Origin of the sequence: Salegentibacter echinorum, from assembly GCF_900129445.1 — a bacterium.
Lineage (GTDB): Bacteria > Bacteroidota > Bacteroidia > Flavobacteriales > Flavobacteriaceae > Salegentibacter > Salegentibacter echinorum.
This window is the reverse complement of the sequence record NZ_FQVT01000001.1, coordinates 600,270-615,496: the sequence shown is the minus strand read 5'-3', so window position 1 is coordinate 615,496 and position 15,227 is coordinate 600,270. Positions and strand designations below refer to the sequence as shown.

Annotated in this window: 13 protein-coding genes; 8 read left to right on the top strand and 5 right to left on the bottom strand. The window is 37.0% G+C overall.

Going from position 1 to position 15,227, the window contains the following annotated elements:
* The first annotated feature begins 1 nt into the window (after position 1).
* Both BUA71_RS02730 and BUA71_RS02725 read left to right on the top strand, forming a co-directional pair.
* The gene (locus BUA71_RS02730) at positions 2-295 is read left to right on the top strand and encodes a DUF2752 domain-containing protein (protein ID WP_072876451.1); all 294 of its coding nucleotides are present in this window, start codon (positions 2-4) and stop codon (positions 293-295) included.
* An 11-nt stretch (positions 296-306) separates the two neighbouring features.
* A complete protein-coding gene (locus BUA71_RS02725; protein WP_072876449.1) occupies positions 307-639 on the top strand; it encodes a CCC motif membrane protein in 333 nt (110 codons plus the stop codon).
* 242 nt (positions 640-881) lie between these two features.
* Here BUA71_RS02725 and BUA71_RS02720 read toward each other — a convergent pair whose 3' ends face one another.
* The 4 genes from BUA71_RS02720 to BUA71_RS02705 all read right to left on the bottom strand — a co-directional run bounded on the left by BUA71_RS02720 (position 882) and on the right by BUA71_RS02705 (position 9,992).
* Complete coding sequence (locus tag BUA71_RS02720) at positions 882-1,997, bottom strand: alkene reductase (RefSeq protein ID WP_072876447.1); 1,116 nt, start codon at positions 1,995-1,997, stop codon at positions 882-884.
* Between the two features lie 105 nt (positions 1,998-2,102).
* Complete coding sequence (locus BUA71_RS02715) at positions 2,103-2,675, bottom strand: Crp/Fnr family transcriptional regulator (protein ID WP_072876445.1); 573 nt, start codon at positions 2,673-2,675, stop codon at positions 2,103-2,105.
* A 2-nt stretch (positions 2,676-2,677) separates the two neighbouring features.
* Positions 2,678-4,951: a translocation and assembly module lipoprotein TamL gene (gene tamL / locus BUA71_RS02710; protein WP_072876864.1), complete on the bottom strand. Its 2,274-nt coding sequence runs from the start codon at positions 4,949-4,951 to the stop codon at positions 2,678-2,680.
* A gap of 19 nt (positions 4,952-4,970) precedes the next feature.
* Complete coding sequence (locus tag BUA71_RS02705) at positions 4,971-9,992, bottom strand: translocation/assembly module TamB domain-containing protein (protein ID WP_072876443.1); 5,022 nt, start codon at positions 9,990-9,992, stop codon at positions 4,971-4,973.
* A 382-nt stretch (positions 9,993-10,374) separates the two neighbouring features.
* Between BUA71_RS02705 and BUA71_RS02700 the strand changes: the two genes are divergently transcribed.
* Both BUA71_RS02700 and BUA71_RS02695 read left to right on the top strand, forming a co-directional pair.
* Positions 10,375-11,202, top strand: a complete 828-nt coding sequence (locus BUA71_RS02700; RefSeq protein ID WP_072876441.1) for an OmpA family protein — start codon at positions 10,375-10,377, stop codon at positions 11,200-11,202.
* 211 nt (positions 11,203-11,413) lie between these two features.
* On the top strand, positions 11,414-11,710 hold the full coding sequence (locus BUA71_RS02695; protein ID WP_072876439.1) for a hypothetical protein: 297 nt from the start codon (positions 11,414-11,416) through the stop codon (positions 11,708-11,710).
* Positions 11,711-11,868: 158 nt separating this feature from the next.
* On the opposite strand, the gene BUA71_RS02690 is transcribed toward BUA71_RS02695, so the two are convergent.
* Positions 11,869-12,285, bottom strand: coding sequence for a DoxX family protein (locus BUA71_RS02690; RefSeq protein ID WP_072876437.1), 417 nt, complete (start codon positions 12,283-12,285; stop codon positions 11,869-11,871).
* A gap of 274 nt (positions 12,286-12,559) precedes the next feature.
* Here BUA71_RS02690 and BUA71_RS02685 point away from each other — a divergent pair, with 274 nt between their 5' ends.
* From BUA71_RS02685 to BUA71_RS02670, 4 genes are all read left to right on the top strand, one after another.
* Positions 12,560-13,060, top strand: coding sequence for a DUF4402 domain-containing protein (locus tag BUA71_RS02685; protein WP_072876435.1), 501 nt, complete (start codon positions 12,560-12,562; stop codon positions 13,058-13,060).
* Positions 13,061-13,238: 178 nt separating this feature from the next.
* A complete protein-coding gene (locus tag BUA71_RS02680) occupies positions 13,239-13,727 on the top strand; it encodes a DUF4402 domain-containing protein (RefSeq protein ID WP_072876433.1) in 489 nt (162 codons plus the stop codon).
* 88 nt (positions 13,728-13,815) lie between these two features.
* A complete protein-coding gene (locus tag BUA71_RS02675) occupies positions 13,816-14,310 on the top strand; it encodes a DUF4402 domain-containing protein (RefSeq protein WP_072876431.1) in 495 nt (164 codons plus the stop codon).
* Positions 14,311-14,393: 83 nt separating this feature from the next.
* A complete protein-coding gene (locus tag BUA71_RS02670) occupies positions 14,394-15,212 on the top strand; it encodes a fimbrial biogenesis chaperone (RefSeq protein ID WP_072876429.1) in 819 nt (272 codons plus the stop codon).
* Positions 15,213-15,227: the final 15 nt, after the last annotated feature.

The window sequence follows — 15,227 nt, the reverse complement described above, 5'->3', positions numbered from 1 at the left end:
TATGGAAGAATTCATGTTACCCTGTCTAAACAAAAGCCTATTTGGAGTTGAATGTTTTGGTTGTGGTGACCAAAGGGCGCTATCTTTAGTCTTGCAGGGCGAGTTTGGCCAGGCATTCTATATGTTTCCTGCAATCTATCCCATGTTGCTTTTGCTGGTATTCCTGGTTTTCAACCTATTTAAAAAATTTAAATACGATTTTCAACTAAAAATAGGCCTTATTATCTTTTGCGGTGCGGTAATGATGATAAGCTATCTCGCTAAAATGAATCATTATTTACAACTAACCCAATAATCAAATTTTTTATGCAAAAACAACAATTACCCAATTCAACCTTAATTCTAATTTTCGGGATCCTCTCTATCATCGGCTGTTGCTGTTATGGTCTGGTTGGGATCATTTTTGGGATCATCGCACTAGTCATGGCTAAACGAGCAACTGCTATTTACAACGCCAACCCAGAGCTTTATACCGGCTATAATAATGTAAAAACCGGGAAAATCCTGGCTATTATCGGTTTGGTCTTGAGTATTTTAAGCTTAATAGGAACCATTGCCAGCTTTATTATGTATGGCGGTATTGAAGGCATGCAGGAAATGCAGGAGGAAATACTAAGAGAAATTCAGGAAAATCAATAAGTCTCTATTGAAATAAAATAGGCTGTCTTAAAAGTGAAATCATAATATCAATACGAAAGAGTGAAGCAATCTCTAAATTATTAGTTGGAGATTGCTTCGTTTCGCACTATGACAAAGTACAACGCTTTTAAAACAGCTTTATTCCTTTTTTCAATTAAATTTTCTACGAAATCAAGTTGACAAACCAACATATCTTCACATCACCGCATTGTCATATTAACGCATTTACGCATGACCAAATTTTAAACGTTTTGCTCATGCGATTTAGCTTTCTTATAATCGATATAACCTTCTTTTCCCGGCGTATAAAAAGTATCTGTATCCCAATCTGTAAGCGGGATATTCTCTGCAAATCGTTCTACTAAATCGGGGTTGGAAACATAAGGTTTGCCAAAAGCTACCAAATCGGCATTCCCCTCTTCAATAACTTTGTTCCCGGATTCCTGATCAAAACCTGCATTAATCATAAGCGTTCCCTGATACATTGGGCGATATCTTTTTGCGATTTCAGTTTCCGCGTAGGGTACTTCAGAAACATCATTGAAAGGTTCTGATAAATGCAAATATGCAAGATCATAATCATTCAGTTTTTCAATAATATAATCGAAAGTTGGGATGGTTTCTTCATCCATCGTCATTCCAAAAATACCGTGAAGGGAAGGGTTTAACCTTAATCCAATTTTTTGCTCGGGCATTACTTCTTTGATCGCATCAATAGTTTCAAATAAAATCCTGGCGCGATTTTCTATGCTTCCGCCGTATTCATCATTTCTTTTATTGGAAGTTCCATTAAAAAATTGGTGAAATAAATAACCGTTGGAAGAATGGATTTCTATTCCGTCAAAATCGGCTTCCATTGCATTTTTAGCTGCATTTTTAAAATCACCAATGGTTCTCTTTATATCTTCAATAGTCATTTCTTTAGGCGTTACCGTATCTTTAAAACCATTGGGGGTATAAGATTGCGATTCAGGGTTTATGGCTGAAGCAGACACCGGCAAATCGCCATTATGAAAATCGGGGTGAGACATTCTGCCTACGTGCCAAAGCTGAATAAAAATTCTGCCATTGGCTTTGTGCACTTTTTCATTTACCATTTTCCAACCTTCAACCTGCGCTTTGCTATAAATTCCCGGCGTGTTCACATATCCAACCGCTTCCTTGGAAACCTGGGAACCTTCGGTAATAATAAGTCCGGCAGAAGCTCGTTGTTCATAGTAAACATCGTGTAAACCTTCAATAGGTGTATTTTCCGAATTTGTAGCCCTACTTCTTGTCATTGGCGCCATCACCACCCTATTTGGGAGTTTTAATCCATTTAAATCATATGATTTCAGTAAATTTTGTTCTTTGCTCATAAGTCTATTTCGTAATATTTTTCGACAATTTGGAAATGCAAAATTAATGGAAAGATCCAAAAATCTACTTGACATAGGTTAGGTAGCGCTGTTAAAAGATGTTAACTAAGAAAGCTCTTTTCGCAGTCGGCTAAGGCTTTCAGGTTTTATGCCCAGGTAATTTGCAATATGCGCATTAGGTATTCTACGTTCCAGCTCGGGGTGATTTTCACAGAATTCCATATAACGAAGCTTGCTATTTTTTTGCAGAGAAGAAAGTATCCTGCTGCGAAGTGCAACAAAGGCATTGGTTGTTTTAATCCGGAAAAAACGCTCAAATTTTGGAATTCTCTCGTACAGCGTTTCCAAATTATCACGATCAATACCCAGCAGTATCGAGTTTTCAACAGCTTCAACGTACAATTGCGCTTCTTTACTTCCGAAGAAAGCTTCAAAATCACTAATCCACCAATCTTCTAAAGCAAATTGAATAATGTGCTTGTCCCCGGCTTCACTTAAATAGTAAGCCTCCATACATCCTGAAACCACGTAATATTCACTATTTACAGATTGCCCCGGCTTAATTAAAAATTCTTTTTTAGCAAGTCTTTTTTCAGAAAGGATTCCGGTAAATTCCTGTTCTTCTTCACGGGTTAGGGATATAACAGCGGCAAGGTGATCTAAAATTTGCTGATACATTTTTAAAACGGATATCCAATAGCAAAATTAAACACAGGATTTTTATAATCGAAATCCCATTTAGGCCCCTCGTCCTCGGCAGGGTCATGCAATGGAGCGGCAAGGTCAAAACGAATCACAAAACTTTGAATATCTACCCGAAGTCCTACCCCGGTACCAATTCCCAGTTCGTTGATAAAGTCTTTACTAAATTTCCCGCCGGGAAGATTATTTTTCCCTGTGTTCCAAACGTTACCGGCATCGGCAAAAACTGCACCGTACAAATAGGGAAACAATGGAAAGCGGTATTCGATATTCGCTTCTAATCTTAAGTTTCCTGCCTGGTCAAAGTAAGAATCATCCTCGTTGGGCGGATGGTAAGTTCCCGGGCCTAAAGAACGCGTGTTAAAGGCTCTCACGCTATAAGGACCACCTGCAAAATATTGCTTGGTAAAAGGTAAAACATCAGAATTTCCATAAGGAATTCCCCAACCGGCAAAAAGCCTGGTTGCAATTTTAGATTCTTTATTAAAGTTAAAATGATACCTAAAATCAACATCGGCTTTAGCATATTGTGCATATCTTAAACCTAAGAAGGTTTGGAGCTCCTCATCTGAATGACCGCTAATTAAATCGACTAAATTCCCCGCCACGTCAACTGTGGAGTTTACAAAAAACTGATGTTTTTTAGCATCTAGGAGTCCATTATAAGTAAAGGAATAGGTGAGATTGGAAATAAATTCCTGTTTAAAACTACTTTCCAAAAACGGATTAGCATCTAAGATTTCCTGAAACTCTGGAGTAGTATTTGCCAGGTTTACATAATTTACAGAAACCGGATAGAGTTCGTGGGTAACGTACCTATTGGCATTCCATAAATAACCGAAACGAGCTGTAACCGACCCAAGGCTAAACAATTTACTTCTCTTAAGATAATTAAACCCTAAACTAGCCTTGGTTTTTGGTATGGAATAAGAAAACGCATTTTTATCAAAACTTATAGGAGAAATTAGGCGCGGAAAAATAATATCCCCGGTTAAACCGATATTTATAGAATTTAATCCAGACTTAGACCCACCGCCAGATTGCACTTCATAACCAAAATCCCCGGTCAATTTAAAAATCTCCCCACCGTTAAAGATATTCCTATCGGTGTAACTAAGTGCCAGGCTGGGACCGGTGAAACCATTAGATTTGGTAGTTGCCTGGACCTCGGCCCTAAGTGCCCTCTTATTTAGAGGTGCCAGGTAAATATTGGTTTCTAAAACCCCCAAACTGTCGGTCGATAAGCTATCTATTTCTTTGTAATTAATGTTTATAAATTTATAAACACCTATATTCCCAAGTCTTCTGGCGGTACTACTGGAAGTCTCGGGATTATATAATTCTCCTTCATCTATAAGTACATTAGGCTCTAAGTGCTTAGGCTTAAAGAAAAGCTCTTCCTGCATAAAATTTTTATTCTTATAAACTGTGGTATCATTATATACTTTCTCCTCTCCTACTTTGTAATTCGGATAAATATTTACTTTACCAATTTCATACGGAATTATACTTTTTTCGGGTACATCCTTTTTTAAGCGTAGAAACAAATCGAATTTCTTATTATCATATTGATTGGTATCTGCTTCAAAAATTAAGAAACCGGAGTTAAAATTATAATAACCTTTGTTCTTTAAACCTTTATCTATTCTTTCTCTTTCATATTTTAGGGCAGAAAGATCAAAGCGCATATCTTTCTCGATAGGTGTATCGGGGAGTATCCTGCTAATCTCGTTATAAACATAAAGCGAATCGGCTTTAGTATCTATTTTATAGTTGACAAGGCGATATGGGCTGGGTACTTCTGCCTTGTAAGAAACGTGCATCTCTTTTTCCTCTTTATCTTCATTTACGCTAGAGTTTACGTTACTGTAGAAGAAACCTCGATTTTCTAATCTGTTCTCTAAAACTTCTTCGGTCCCCAGTGGATCTATATCACTGCCGTAAATAGGTTCTTTTCCTATTTTTTTGTTTAAAAATTTATTGATAAATCCGGGCTTTTCACGCTGCGCTTTATAATAAAAATAGAGACCGGGCTGCATACCCAAAATTTTACTATTTGGTTCTGGCAAGGCTGCTTCCAGTTCGGTTTTTAAAGCAGAAACGTTTTCTACGGTAGAATCGGCATCGATCTCAATTTCGGCACCGGTATAAAGAAATTTTCCTTCGGGCACAAACTTTTTTACATTGCAGGAATTCAGCATTAATATTAAAACGCCGAATAAACCAAAGCTTACCTTATGACTTGATTTCATTATTTTCAATTTCCTGTGCCTATTCTTTTTCATTATTCTCTTCGTCTTCGTCCCGTTGTTTCAGAAAAAAGTTATCCCATAATTCCTGAAATTCGTTAAATTCCCTATTAAAAATAAAAGCGATACCACTTATAATGATTTGTCCGTCAATTACATTGGCAAACTTATTCTCGCGGAAGCCTTTTAACCTAAATTGACCTCCTTTATTTATTAAATACTGTACGCTCACATCGCCAATTATGGGGTTGGGCCCTTCTTCATTTCCTCTATCACTTCCCTGCACATCTACCTGGCTACCCACGCTCACAATAATCCTGTCGTTAAATAATTTCTTTTGGGCGCTTATGTCAACCTCTGTCCTTTCTTCCGCAGAAGCATCGGTATAACTATCTACGCCAAAATTGAGCTCTACTCCGGTGTCGCCCAATAATTTATCTGAAAAAATATTCAACTGGTCCGAAAGAGCCTGGTTAAGGTTATCCCTGGCAATTGTCATGGTTCCTCCACTACTACCATCGCTACCTGCGGTAGGATAAAAACGATTAAGCACCAGCAGTGAAAATACCTGTTTGTTTAATTCAGATTCCTGGTTGTTTAGTTGCTGTATCCTGCTATAAACCTGCCCCCCGGAAGCGCCCTGAGAGTCTTCTGGCATACGTAGACCAAAAGAAAGTTTCGGTTTTAGGAGCTCTCCATCTACATTTAAATAAACCAAAAACGGTAAATCACGTCTAAATTCATTAGGATTTCCATTTCTGTCTCCCATTATGGAAGCCGGCGAGGCATCTACCTTATAAATAGCACTAACGTCCAGACTGGCATCAAACGGATCTCCCGCCCAACTAACACGACTGCCTTCGGCGATATCAAACCTTCTTTTTACTAAATTGTAAAGACTCATTTCATAATGGCCGTCGCTCAAGGTATAGCGTCCGGAGAGGTTCATACGCCCGTTAGGCGTAATTGCGAGGTCTAAATCTCCTTCACCTTTTACCTGTAAATTGTCTCCCGTTTGTGGGTCTAAAATAATATTGAAAACTGCCGATTTATCAACTCTAATGCGAGCTTTTATATCGTAACCAGATAAAGTTGCCGATTCTTCCTCATCTGTTTGTGTTAAAATATTATCCGGATTTTCCCTATTTACAAAAATCACCACTCCACCGCGCTCTTCAATAGCCATCTCTTCTTTGGGAAGCACATAAGTAAAATCGGTATCGGGACCAATTGTTAGATCCAGATTCAACTTTGGCATATTGAGGTCCCCGGTTAGTTGGGCATCTGCATCAAAACTGGCGGTACCATAAAACAGTTCATTGTCCTCTTCATCAGAATTTAAAACCTGAAAATTATTTGCTTTAAACTGCAAATCGAATTCCGGATTTAAAAAATCTTCGGTAAGCACTTCCCCGTTTACCGTAAAAGCATTATTATCTACATCTTCTACCCTAAAATTATCGAAATAGATGCCTTCATTATCCAATCTAAGTTTTTCTGAAGGTAAAGTAAATTGCGCATCGAGCAAGGTTAATTTGAAGCCAGCTTCATTAAAGTTGAACTCCCCTTTATATTGAGGCTCTGTTGTAGAACCTTCTAAACTCATATTTCCGGAAAAGCTACCGGTACCGTCTTTAATCGTTCCCAGGGAGAAAGCCTCTACTGCTTTCATTTTAAATTCATTGATATCGAGGTTCATGGAAATTGCGGTGGTAGAATCTTTCGCTACTAAAGAACCTTCTAAATCCAAATCGGCGTTCTCTCCTTTTAATGCGAGCCCTACGTCATAATTAAAGCCACCTCTGGGAGTTGCATCGAGGCTAAGTGTCCCCAGATCTACATCCATCATTTTAAGTTGATTGATCTCCAACCCGGCCAAAATACCAAATTTGCCCATAGGATCTTCAAAAGCAATATCGCCATTTAGATCCCCCGATGCCAGTTTCTCATCAGGATTAAAATAGGCTAAAAATGAGGCGAGGTTAAAATTATTAAACCTAAGGCCTAAATGCTTCTTTTCTGAAATCGCCAGATCACTGCTTATAATCATTTCCTGATTATTTCTATGTAATCTAAAATCCCTCGCGGTGATACTTTTATCCAGGATCAATAACTCATTATTAGCTGCAATATCCCATTCGTTTTTATTCAGGATCAATTCTTCTGGCTGCAAGTGAAACCTAAGACTATCTCCTACCTGCGAAACTTCTGAATTTACATGGAACAAATGTTCCTCATCTTGCATGCTGGTAAAATTTAAAAAGATCTTTTTATTTCCCAACCTACCATTAAAATCGGTTTTATGAATTGCAATTGGTCCCGAATTTATTGCGTTGAAGCCAAGGTTGAAATCAAAGTTATCTTTATCTGTATCTACCGTAATACCCAGACTATCTATCTCACTATCGGCATAATTAATAAAAGGTAAACTTACCCCTGCTTTTAAAATTCGTTCTTTTTCCCTAAAATCTGCAGTAATATTTACGGTATCCAATTGTTTCAATCCCGGTAGGAAAACCTCGTGCAACACCGGTGCATCAGCCAGTTTTCCCCTTAGTTTCAAATTCACGGGATTGGCGACGGTATCGGTTTTTACTTCTTCAGAAATATAAGACCTATAATGCCTAAACAAAGCATTACTAAAATCTGTAGGATTTGCGTTAGATTCCAGATCTAACGAAATAATTTTATTACTCACACTAACTGCAGTCGTGTCTGGTCTTACAAAGGCGTTTACACTTAGGTCTCCGGGTAGATAAGTGTCTTCATCAAAAACCACGGTGTTTTCGGTAAAATTGGCATTGGCTTTAAATTCATCTGCATTTCCCTTAAAACCGGCATCGAGATTAAAGGCCATTCTAATATCACGGGATGCAATACCAAACGCCTGAAGTTTAATTCCTTTTAAATCTAAATTAAGATCGGCCTCGGGACTTACAGAATCTAAAACCACGTTTGAGTTTAAGGCTAAATCTATATTTTCATCCTTGTAATCTGAAGTAACTGTTCCCCTTCCGTTTTCAATATCCCCCAGGACAGCCAGGTCACGAATTTTGTATTCATTATAGGCAAAAGAATCTATGGTAATATTGAATTTTGCATCTAAAACATTCAAATTACTTCCCTGCCCATTTGCGGTTAAGCGAAGGTTAAGGGCGCCCAGTTGCGGATTTTTAAGTATTTTACCCAGTTGTACGCTTTCGGTTTCCATCTCGGCGTTGAAAGCGATATCTTCTGTATTTTGGAAACTTGCATCTAATTTTATCCCTCCATCGGTAGTATTTAAATTAGCCTGGGCTTTAAGATCTTCGGGGGTGCCGCTAAAATTTCCGGTTAAGTTTATTTGCTTCGGAATATCGACGCCCATTTTCTTTTCATCTACAAAAGTTGCCAAATCGGCTTTATTTGAGTTTAAGACAAAACGAGGGAAATCAAACCGGATATTATCCGGGTCGGTAGCATTAAAAACCTTACCTCTGGCAGTAATATTTGTATTTTTCCAATTGAATTTGGCTGTAGGAATAGTTAATGCCGTTAATTTTCCATCGGCTTTAAGCGCTCCCGAAATCTTATTTTTACTTATTTCTTTTAAATAAGTATTCTTTTTAAGGTCGGGCTGAAATAAAAATATATCCTTTAAATCCAGGTTAAATTTTGGCCAATCTATCGCCAAACTTGCATTTTCATAATTCTCAATAAAATCTTCTAAAGAATTATAGCTTATTTTGGTTTGTCCCTGTAACTCGTTTTCGTTTAAGGCAAGGTCCAGGTTCGAAACCTCCAGGTTTTCATCGCTTAGGTTTAAGCTGAAATTAAATTTCTTCAGATTAATTCCGGATGCTTCCTGAAAATTAAGGGCAGCGATCTTAGCTTCGGCAGATTTCTCCTGTAAAACTAAATCTTCTGCCTTAAAATTAAAATCTTCCAGAAAAATTGCGTTTGCATCAAAAACACCAGATTTAGGCATTATGCTATCCCGGGAGTAAGCAATTCTATTTTCTTCAAGGGAAATTTCTTTAACATCTACCCGCCACTCCGGCCAGGAAAAGCCTGTTTCAACTTCTTCTTCATCCTTAGCTGCAAGATTTTCTTTATTTTCAGCCGTATTGGCGATAGAATCTTTGGCGGAATTCATATTTACTGCAACAGCAGATTTAGAAAGAGCTATTCTACCAACTTCAACTTCTTGCTTTTTTAAATCTACGAGCGGAATTTCAGCTAAAAAATCTTTTATACCAATTTGGGCATTTAAACCATCTGGGATAGATTGATAATTTACGCTAACATCATTGATCTTAAAAGAATTTATGACCAGATATGGCGAAGGCGCCGGCTCTTCCTCTTCTTCGGAAGGCGGAAAAGGTTTGGATTGAAAATAGGTTACCTGAGTATTGTTTAATACCGCTTCTTCTACGCGAAAATCCATTTCCGGAAGGGAAGTTTTATCCATGGCAACACCTAATTCTCCTAAGTTTAGTTTGGCATCAATACCAAGAACATCATCTTTAAATTTAAGGTCAAAATCTTTAAAATTCACTTCTCCTATATTTATTTCCATAGGCTGAGAAGAGGTGGTATCCTGGGGAGTTTGTGTAGAATCTGAAGCGAAGGCTTCCATCAAAAATTCATAGTTAAAGCCATTTACAGAATCCTTTCTAATAACATTGGCTTTTAAACCTTCCCAATCCAATTGATCTACAGAGATTGCGCCACCTTGTATGATTGGCCAAATAGGGATATCGGCTTCCAGCATTTTTGAATATACCAGAGTATCGCCTTTTTTGTCTTCAAGGTATAAACCATCAATTTGAATATTCCCGGCGAAAGTTATAAAAAGTCTGTCTAATGAGATTTCTGTATTGGTTTTACCGGAAATATTCTTTACTACCTGTTCCTTTATTATGTCCTGTCCCCAGGGACTTCTAATAAATAATAATATGAGAAGTATTAAAATAAAAAGTCCCGCAAAAATTTTTGCGATGATCTTTAAAATTCGAGTACCTTTTTTACTCTTCTTTTTTTCTTTTTCCTTTTTCTCTTCCAATGCGTAAATTGTAAATGGGTTACAAATTTATAGTAAGGTATGTTTTTAACTAACTTTATATACCTAATATTTAGTTAATTATCTTTGTGTTTATCGCAGTTCAGGACAAAATAATTTTTATACTGTGGCATTTTTACACACTTTTATCCTTTTTTCCACAGTTTTTAAAATCTCATATTACATTAGATAAGCGGCCAAAAATAATTATCAGATTACAAGCCAAACACCTTAAGACACTCATTATGAACCAGAATAAGGCTTAAACAAGCGTTTTAACTTTGCCGAATTACAGAGCCGTTAGCAATTCGGCATTGTTCTCGCACCTAAATGGCTTAGCCATGTAAAAATGTTAATGGGCTAATTAATTGAAAAAATCCGAAATATGAAAAGAACTATTGCAGTAACTGTTTTAGCAGCCGGAATGTTAGGCTCCTGTGTTTCTAAGAAGAAGTACGTCTCTTTAGAAAATCAATTAGATGATACGAAAAGTACCTTACAGAAAACTCAGGTAGAGAAAGAAGAAATTGAAGAAAAATACGCTCGTATTGAAGCGCGCGTTGCAGATTATAATGCGAAGATCAACTCCTTACGTGATGAGAATGATTCAAAGATGGAGATGAACGATTTAACGGTTATGTCTAAAAACAATAAAGAAAAAATGCGGGAAACCATTGCTAAAATGGACCAGACTAAAGTGGCAGAAGCCAAAACTTTAGAAGATTCCATTAACCTTGCCGTTTCCCATAATTTAAAAAATTCTATTTCTGAAGGTTCCGATGATGAAGATATCGACATTAGCGTAGATAAGACGGTTGTAATGATTAATGTTTCAGATAAATTGTTGTTTGGAAGCGGAAGCTTTAGAGTAAGTAACAAAGCACAACCTCTTTTAAAGAAACTGGCCGAAGTAATTAAATCTGAACCAGCTATGGAAGTTATGATAGAAGGCCATACCGATGATAGAACTTTAGTAGAAGAATCTTACATTCAGGATAACTGGGACTTAAGTGTGAGAAGAGCGACCTCTATCGTTAGAATTCTTCAGGATAAATATGATGTTTCCCCTGAAAAATTAATCGCAGCCGGAAGAAGTAGTTACCAGCCATTGGTGGACAACTCAAATAACGAGAATAGGGCTAAAAACAGAAGAACAAGAATTGTAATTATTCCTAATTTAGATAAATTCTTTGCTATGCTAGAAGCAGAGTAAGAAAAAACCAACTAACCAATTGTTTATAATTAGGCTGTCTAAAAAGTACGTTTACTTTTAGGCAGCCTTTTTTTGTACCACCTTAACCTTACACCCTCTCTTTAATTACGCCACGAAAACTAAGAACCTTGATTTATTTTAACCAGATTTTAACCACGTTAATTGGTTAAGATTTGGAATAATCTTTAAATTGAGATTAAAACAAAAAATTATGAGCAAGAAAGATAAAAATGAAGAGACCTACAATTCAGATATTACTGCGGAAGACAAACAAGCTTTAAACAAAAAAGGCAGGAGTATGAATAAAGGCCAGGATAAAGATTTAGACGATAAAGAACAGGTAGATTTTACTGCAGAAGAATTGGACATCCCCGGTAGTCGCGACAGCAATCCCAGCAAAACCAATAACCTGGTAGATGAGGAAAATTATCGTTTCAATAAGAAAGGAGTCAAAAAAAATAAAAAAGATATGGACGATTTTCCAGATCCCGACACCACAGAGAATTAAACTGTAAAAATAAGCAGATAAAATAGCGGTATCAAACGTTTTGTTGGTTTTGATACCGCTTTTCTATTTCTTACTTCATAAGTGAGTTTTATACCGAGCGCATCTCTAAATCAGAATAAATTTTTTAGATAATCTTCTCTGGCTTATTCACAGGTAGCTTATTTCTTCCTGAGAAAATATTGATCTAATGAAAATTTCCCGGCTCCGGTAAAATAGAGCAGCAAATAACCACTCATATATAATAAAGGTAATTCCTGCTTAACAAAAGGGTCTGTCCAATGCACAATAAAAGCGGCTATTGCCATGGTAGCGATAAGCGGTATTACGGCTAACCGGGTAGCCAAGCCTAAAATCACCAAAATTGAAGAAACAAATTCTGCAAAAACGGCCAGCCCAAAAGTTAGCACCATACCAATTCCCATGGGATCTACAAATACAATTTCTTCAGCATCAAAAAAAGTAATTAATTTCGGAATACCGTGGCTAAGCATTAATCCCGAAATAGCAAGTCTAAAAAAGAGTAATCCAAAATCTGTTCTTTCCAGGCTTAAAATTGTTGAGTAAGAATTTTTCATAACAAAAATGAATATTTTTAGAGGATTGTAAGTGGCTAATTTAAAATAATCACAGAATATACACTTAAAAACTCCGCGCAAAATGAGAAATTAAAATTTAGACCATAGAAATTCTTCAATAAAATTTAATGTTTAATAGAAGAACTTAAATTTTATAATGAATAGCATCAAAAATTAGTGTTTTTTAAAAATAAATGCACTTTATCTGTTTTTTATGCTTTTCATCGATTATTTTTTGTTATTTTTATACTTCCGAATCTAAAGCTGCCTACTGATGACAAAAAAACTACTAATCCTAAGTCTTTTCTTTTTTACTGGAGTAGGCTCTCTATTCTCACAGGCATCAGCTACCGCAAATTTTACAGCATCGGCAACGATTATCCAACCTATAGGTATAAATACTACCGCTAATATGAGTTTTGCCAATATTGATGCAAAATCTGGAGGAGCCGTAATTCTTAGTCCGGAGAATACCAGAACGGCCAACGGTGATATAGAACTCACCGATGGCGGTCACGTTTCTGCCGCTGCTTTTAAAGTAACCGGACAAAGTGGCTATGCGTTCGATATTAGCCTACCTAAAGGAAGTCATCAACTGGTAAATGGCAGTGAAAGTATGCGAGTGCAGGACTTTACGACCAATTATACTGGCGACGGATTGGCGGAAAACGGCAATACTATAAGAGTAGGTGCCAGTCTTATCGTAAATCCAAATCAAAAACCGGGCGACTATAAAACCCTTAATGATTTACAGGTCACAGTAAATTATAATTAAATTTTCTTCAAAATATCTGCTACAACGATGTAGTTTTTAAAGATTTCTCAATAAAATGCATTTCAACGAGTATTTCATCTAGCTTATCGAATAAATTTCATTTGTATAAGGGTTTACCCCCATATTTGCAGTGTTAAAAAAAAGAACCCAAATCAAAAACTTTTAAAACACAATCAAAATGAAAAAATTTACTTTTATTTTATTCGCTCTTATCGCTGGAACTACTTTCGCACAAGATGAAGCTAAAGCTACTGCAACCGCTAATGCTGCAGCTGATATTGTAAGTCCCATTGGAATTTCTGCTCAACAGGATTTGAATTTTGGTAAAGTGGCTAATAATACTGCAGGAACTGTAGTAGTTGCTACAGATGGAACTATTAGCGCTTCTACACTTTCACAAATAGGATCTACTTCTCCAGCAGCAGCTTCTTTTAACGCTACTGCAGCGAATGGATTCAATTATACCATTGCTTTACCAAGTTCGGTTACTCTTTCTAACGGTACAGAAAAAATTACCGTAGACAATTTTAACCACGATGCTGGAGCTAGTTCTCAAGGTACTGGTTCTACCCAGACTATTGGTGTAGGTGCTACCTTAAACGTTGCTGCCGAGCAAGCCACAGGAAATTACAAAGGTAAGTTTGATGTAACCGTGACTTACGAATAAGTAAAGCCTTTCTTAAAATATAAAAAACGCCGTCCTCTGTGGCGGCGTTTTTACTTTAATATTCTTTTCACTGTCATTAGAAACACCAATGCGCAATTATACTTTTATAATTCTTCTCTGTCTAAGCTTTTCTATCGCTAACGCTCAAAACTCTGCCACTGCAACTATAAGCAGTCGGGCTACCGTAATTGATCCTATTAAAATTGATAAAACCTTAGACCTGGATTTTGGAAATGTAATTAGTGCCTATAATCCCGGCCGGGTAATTTTATCGCCAGATGGTACCAGAACTGCTTTTGGAGTTCAGATTTCTAATTCCCTACCCGGAAATGTAAATCCTGCTGAAGCGGTAGTAACCCACGGGAGCAATAATTACGCAATAACTTTACCGGAACGGTTTACTCTGTATAACCAGGAAAATCCAAACCAGGTGTTAATAATTAATGAATTTAAGGTAACTCCGCTGAAGGGTAACAATAGCGATGTGATAAAAATTGGCGGCACCTTAAACCTGGAAGCCAACCAGGTATCGGGCTTTTACACTAACTCTTCCGGATTTAACGTAACGGTTTCCTATAATTAATTTTTAGTTTTTATTAACGTAATCCTACGATTATTATTAACTTTGATTTCCTTAAAATAATTTAAAATCCAGCCCCCTCGGATATGATAAAAAAACTACCTACACCCCTATTTCTATTAATAAGTTTTGCTTTTTTCGGACTAAATTCCTACGCACAAGGTGATCTTATGGTTATGCCAAAACGCCTGGTCTTCGATGGTTCACAACGTTCACAAGAAATTAATTTGGCCAATACCGGCGCAGATACAGCTGTATATGCTATTTCCTTCGTGAATTATAAAATGACTACCAACGGTGATTTTGAGCAGGTCGAAACCCCCGAGAAAGGTCAGCGGTTTGCTACAAAATTTTTAAGATATTTTCCCAGGAGAGTTTCCCTGGCGCCTAATGAGGCACAAACCATAAGGGTACAACTTACCAGAACAGGAAATTTAGAACAGGGCGAATATCGTTCCCATATGTATTTTAGGGCACAGGAAGCACAAACTGCCCTGGGAGCAGAAGAAGCTGAAGAAAACGACGGAATTTCCATAAATATAAAAACTGTTTTTGGAATAAGCATACCTATTATTATTAGAGAAGGGAAAAATACAACAGAAATTGAATTATCAGATCTTTCGCTAAAACTGGAAGAGGAAACCCCAAAATTATCGCTTAACATTAACCGCTCTGGTAATATGTCGGTTTACGGGAACCTTACTGCAGAACATATCGCTCCAAATGGTACAAAAACAGAAGTTGGCCTGGTAAAAGGGATTTCGGTTTATACGCCAAATGCTAAGAGAACTTTTACATTTCAGTTAAGAAATGCCGAAAATGTAGATCTAAACTCCGGCAAATTAAAAGTAAGCTATGCTGAAGAGAAAGGTAAAACTCTAGATGTTGCTGAAGTAAAATTATAGGATTCCCCCCAGCCT

Excerpts from the sequence above, each read along its gene's own strand:
- BUA71_RS02730 (WP_072876451.1), top strand. The coding sequence starts at position 2 with ATGGAAGAATTCATGTTACCCTGTCTAAACAAAAGCCTATTTGGAGTT.
- BUA71_RS02725 (WP_072876449.1), top strand. The coding sequence starts at position 307 with ATGCAAAAACAACAATTACCCAATTCAACCTTAATTCTAATTTTCGGG.
- BUA71_RS02720 (WP_072876447.1), bottom strand. The coding sequence starts at position 1,997 with ATGAGCAAAGAACAAAATTTACTGAAATCATATGATTTAAATGGATTA.
- BUA71_RS02715 (WP_072876445.1), bottom strand. The coding sequence starts at position 2,675 with ATGTATCAGCAAATTTTAGATCACCTTGCCGCTGTTATATCCCTAACC.
- tamL (WP_072876864.1), bottom strand. The coding sequence starts at position 4,951 with ATGAAATCAAGTCATAAGGTAAGCTTTGGTTTATTCGGCGTTTTAATA.
- BUA71_RS02700 (WP_072876441.1), top strand. The coding sequence starts at position 10,375 with ATGAAAAGAACTATTGCAGTAACTGTTTTAGCAGCCGGAATGTTAGGC.
- BUA71_RS02695 (WP_072876439.1), top strand. The coding sequence starts at position 11,414 with ATGAGCAAGAAAGATAAAAATGAAGAGACCTACAATTCAGATATTACT.
- BUA71_RS02690 (WP_072876437.1), bottom strand. The coding sequence starts at position 12,285 with ATGAAAAATTCTTACTCAACAATTTTAAGCCTGGAAAGAACAGATTTT.
- BUA71_RS02685 (WP_072876435.1), top strand. The coding sequence starts at position 12,560 with ATGACAAAAAAACTACTAATCCTAAGTCTTTTCTTTTTTACTGGAGTA.
- BUA71_RS02680 (WP_072876433.1), top strand. The coding sequence starts at position 13,239 with ATGAAAAAATTTACTTTTATTTTATTCGCTCTTATCGCTGGAACTACT.
- BUA71_RS02675 (WP_072876431.1), top strand. The coding sequence starts at position 13,816 with ATGCGCAATTATACTTTTATAATTCTTCTCTGTCTAAGCTTTTCTATC.
- BUA71_RS02670 (WP_072876429.1), top strand. The coding sequence starts at position 14,394 with ATGATAAAAAAACTACCTACACCCCTATTTCTATTAATAAGTTTTGCT.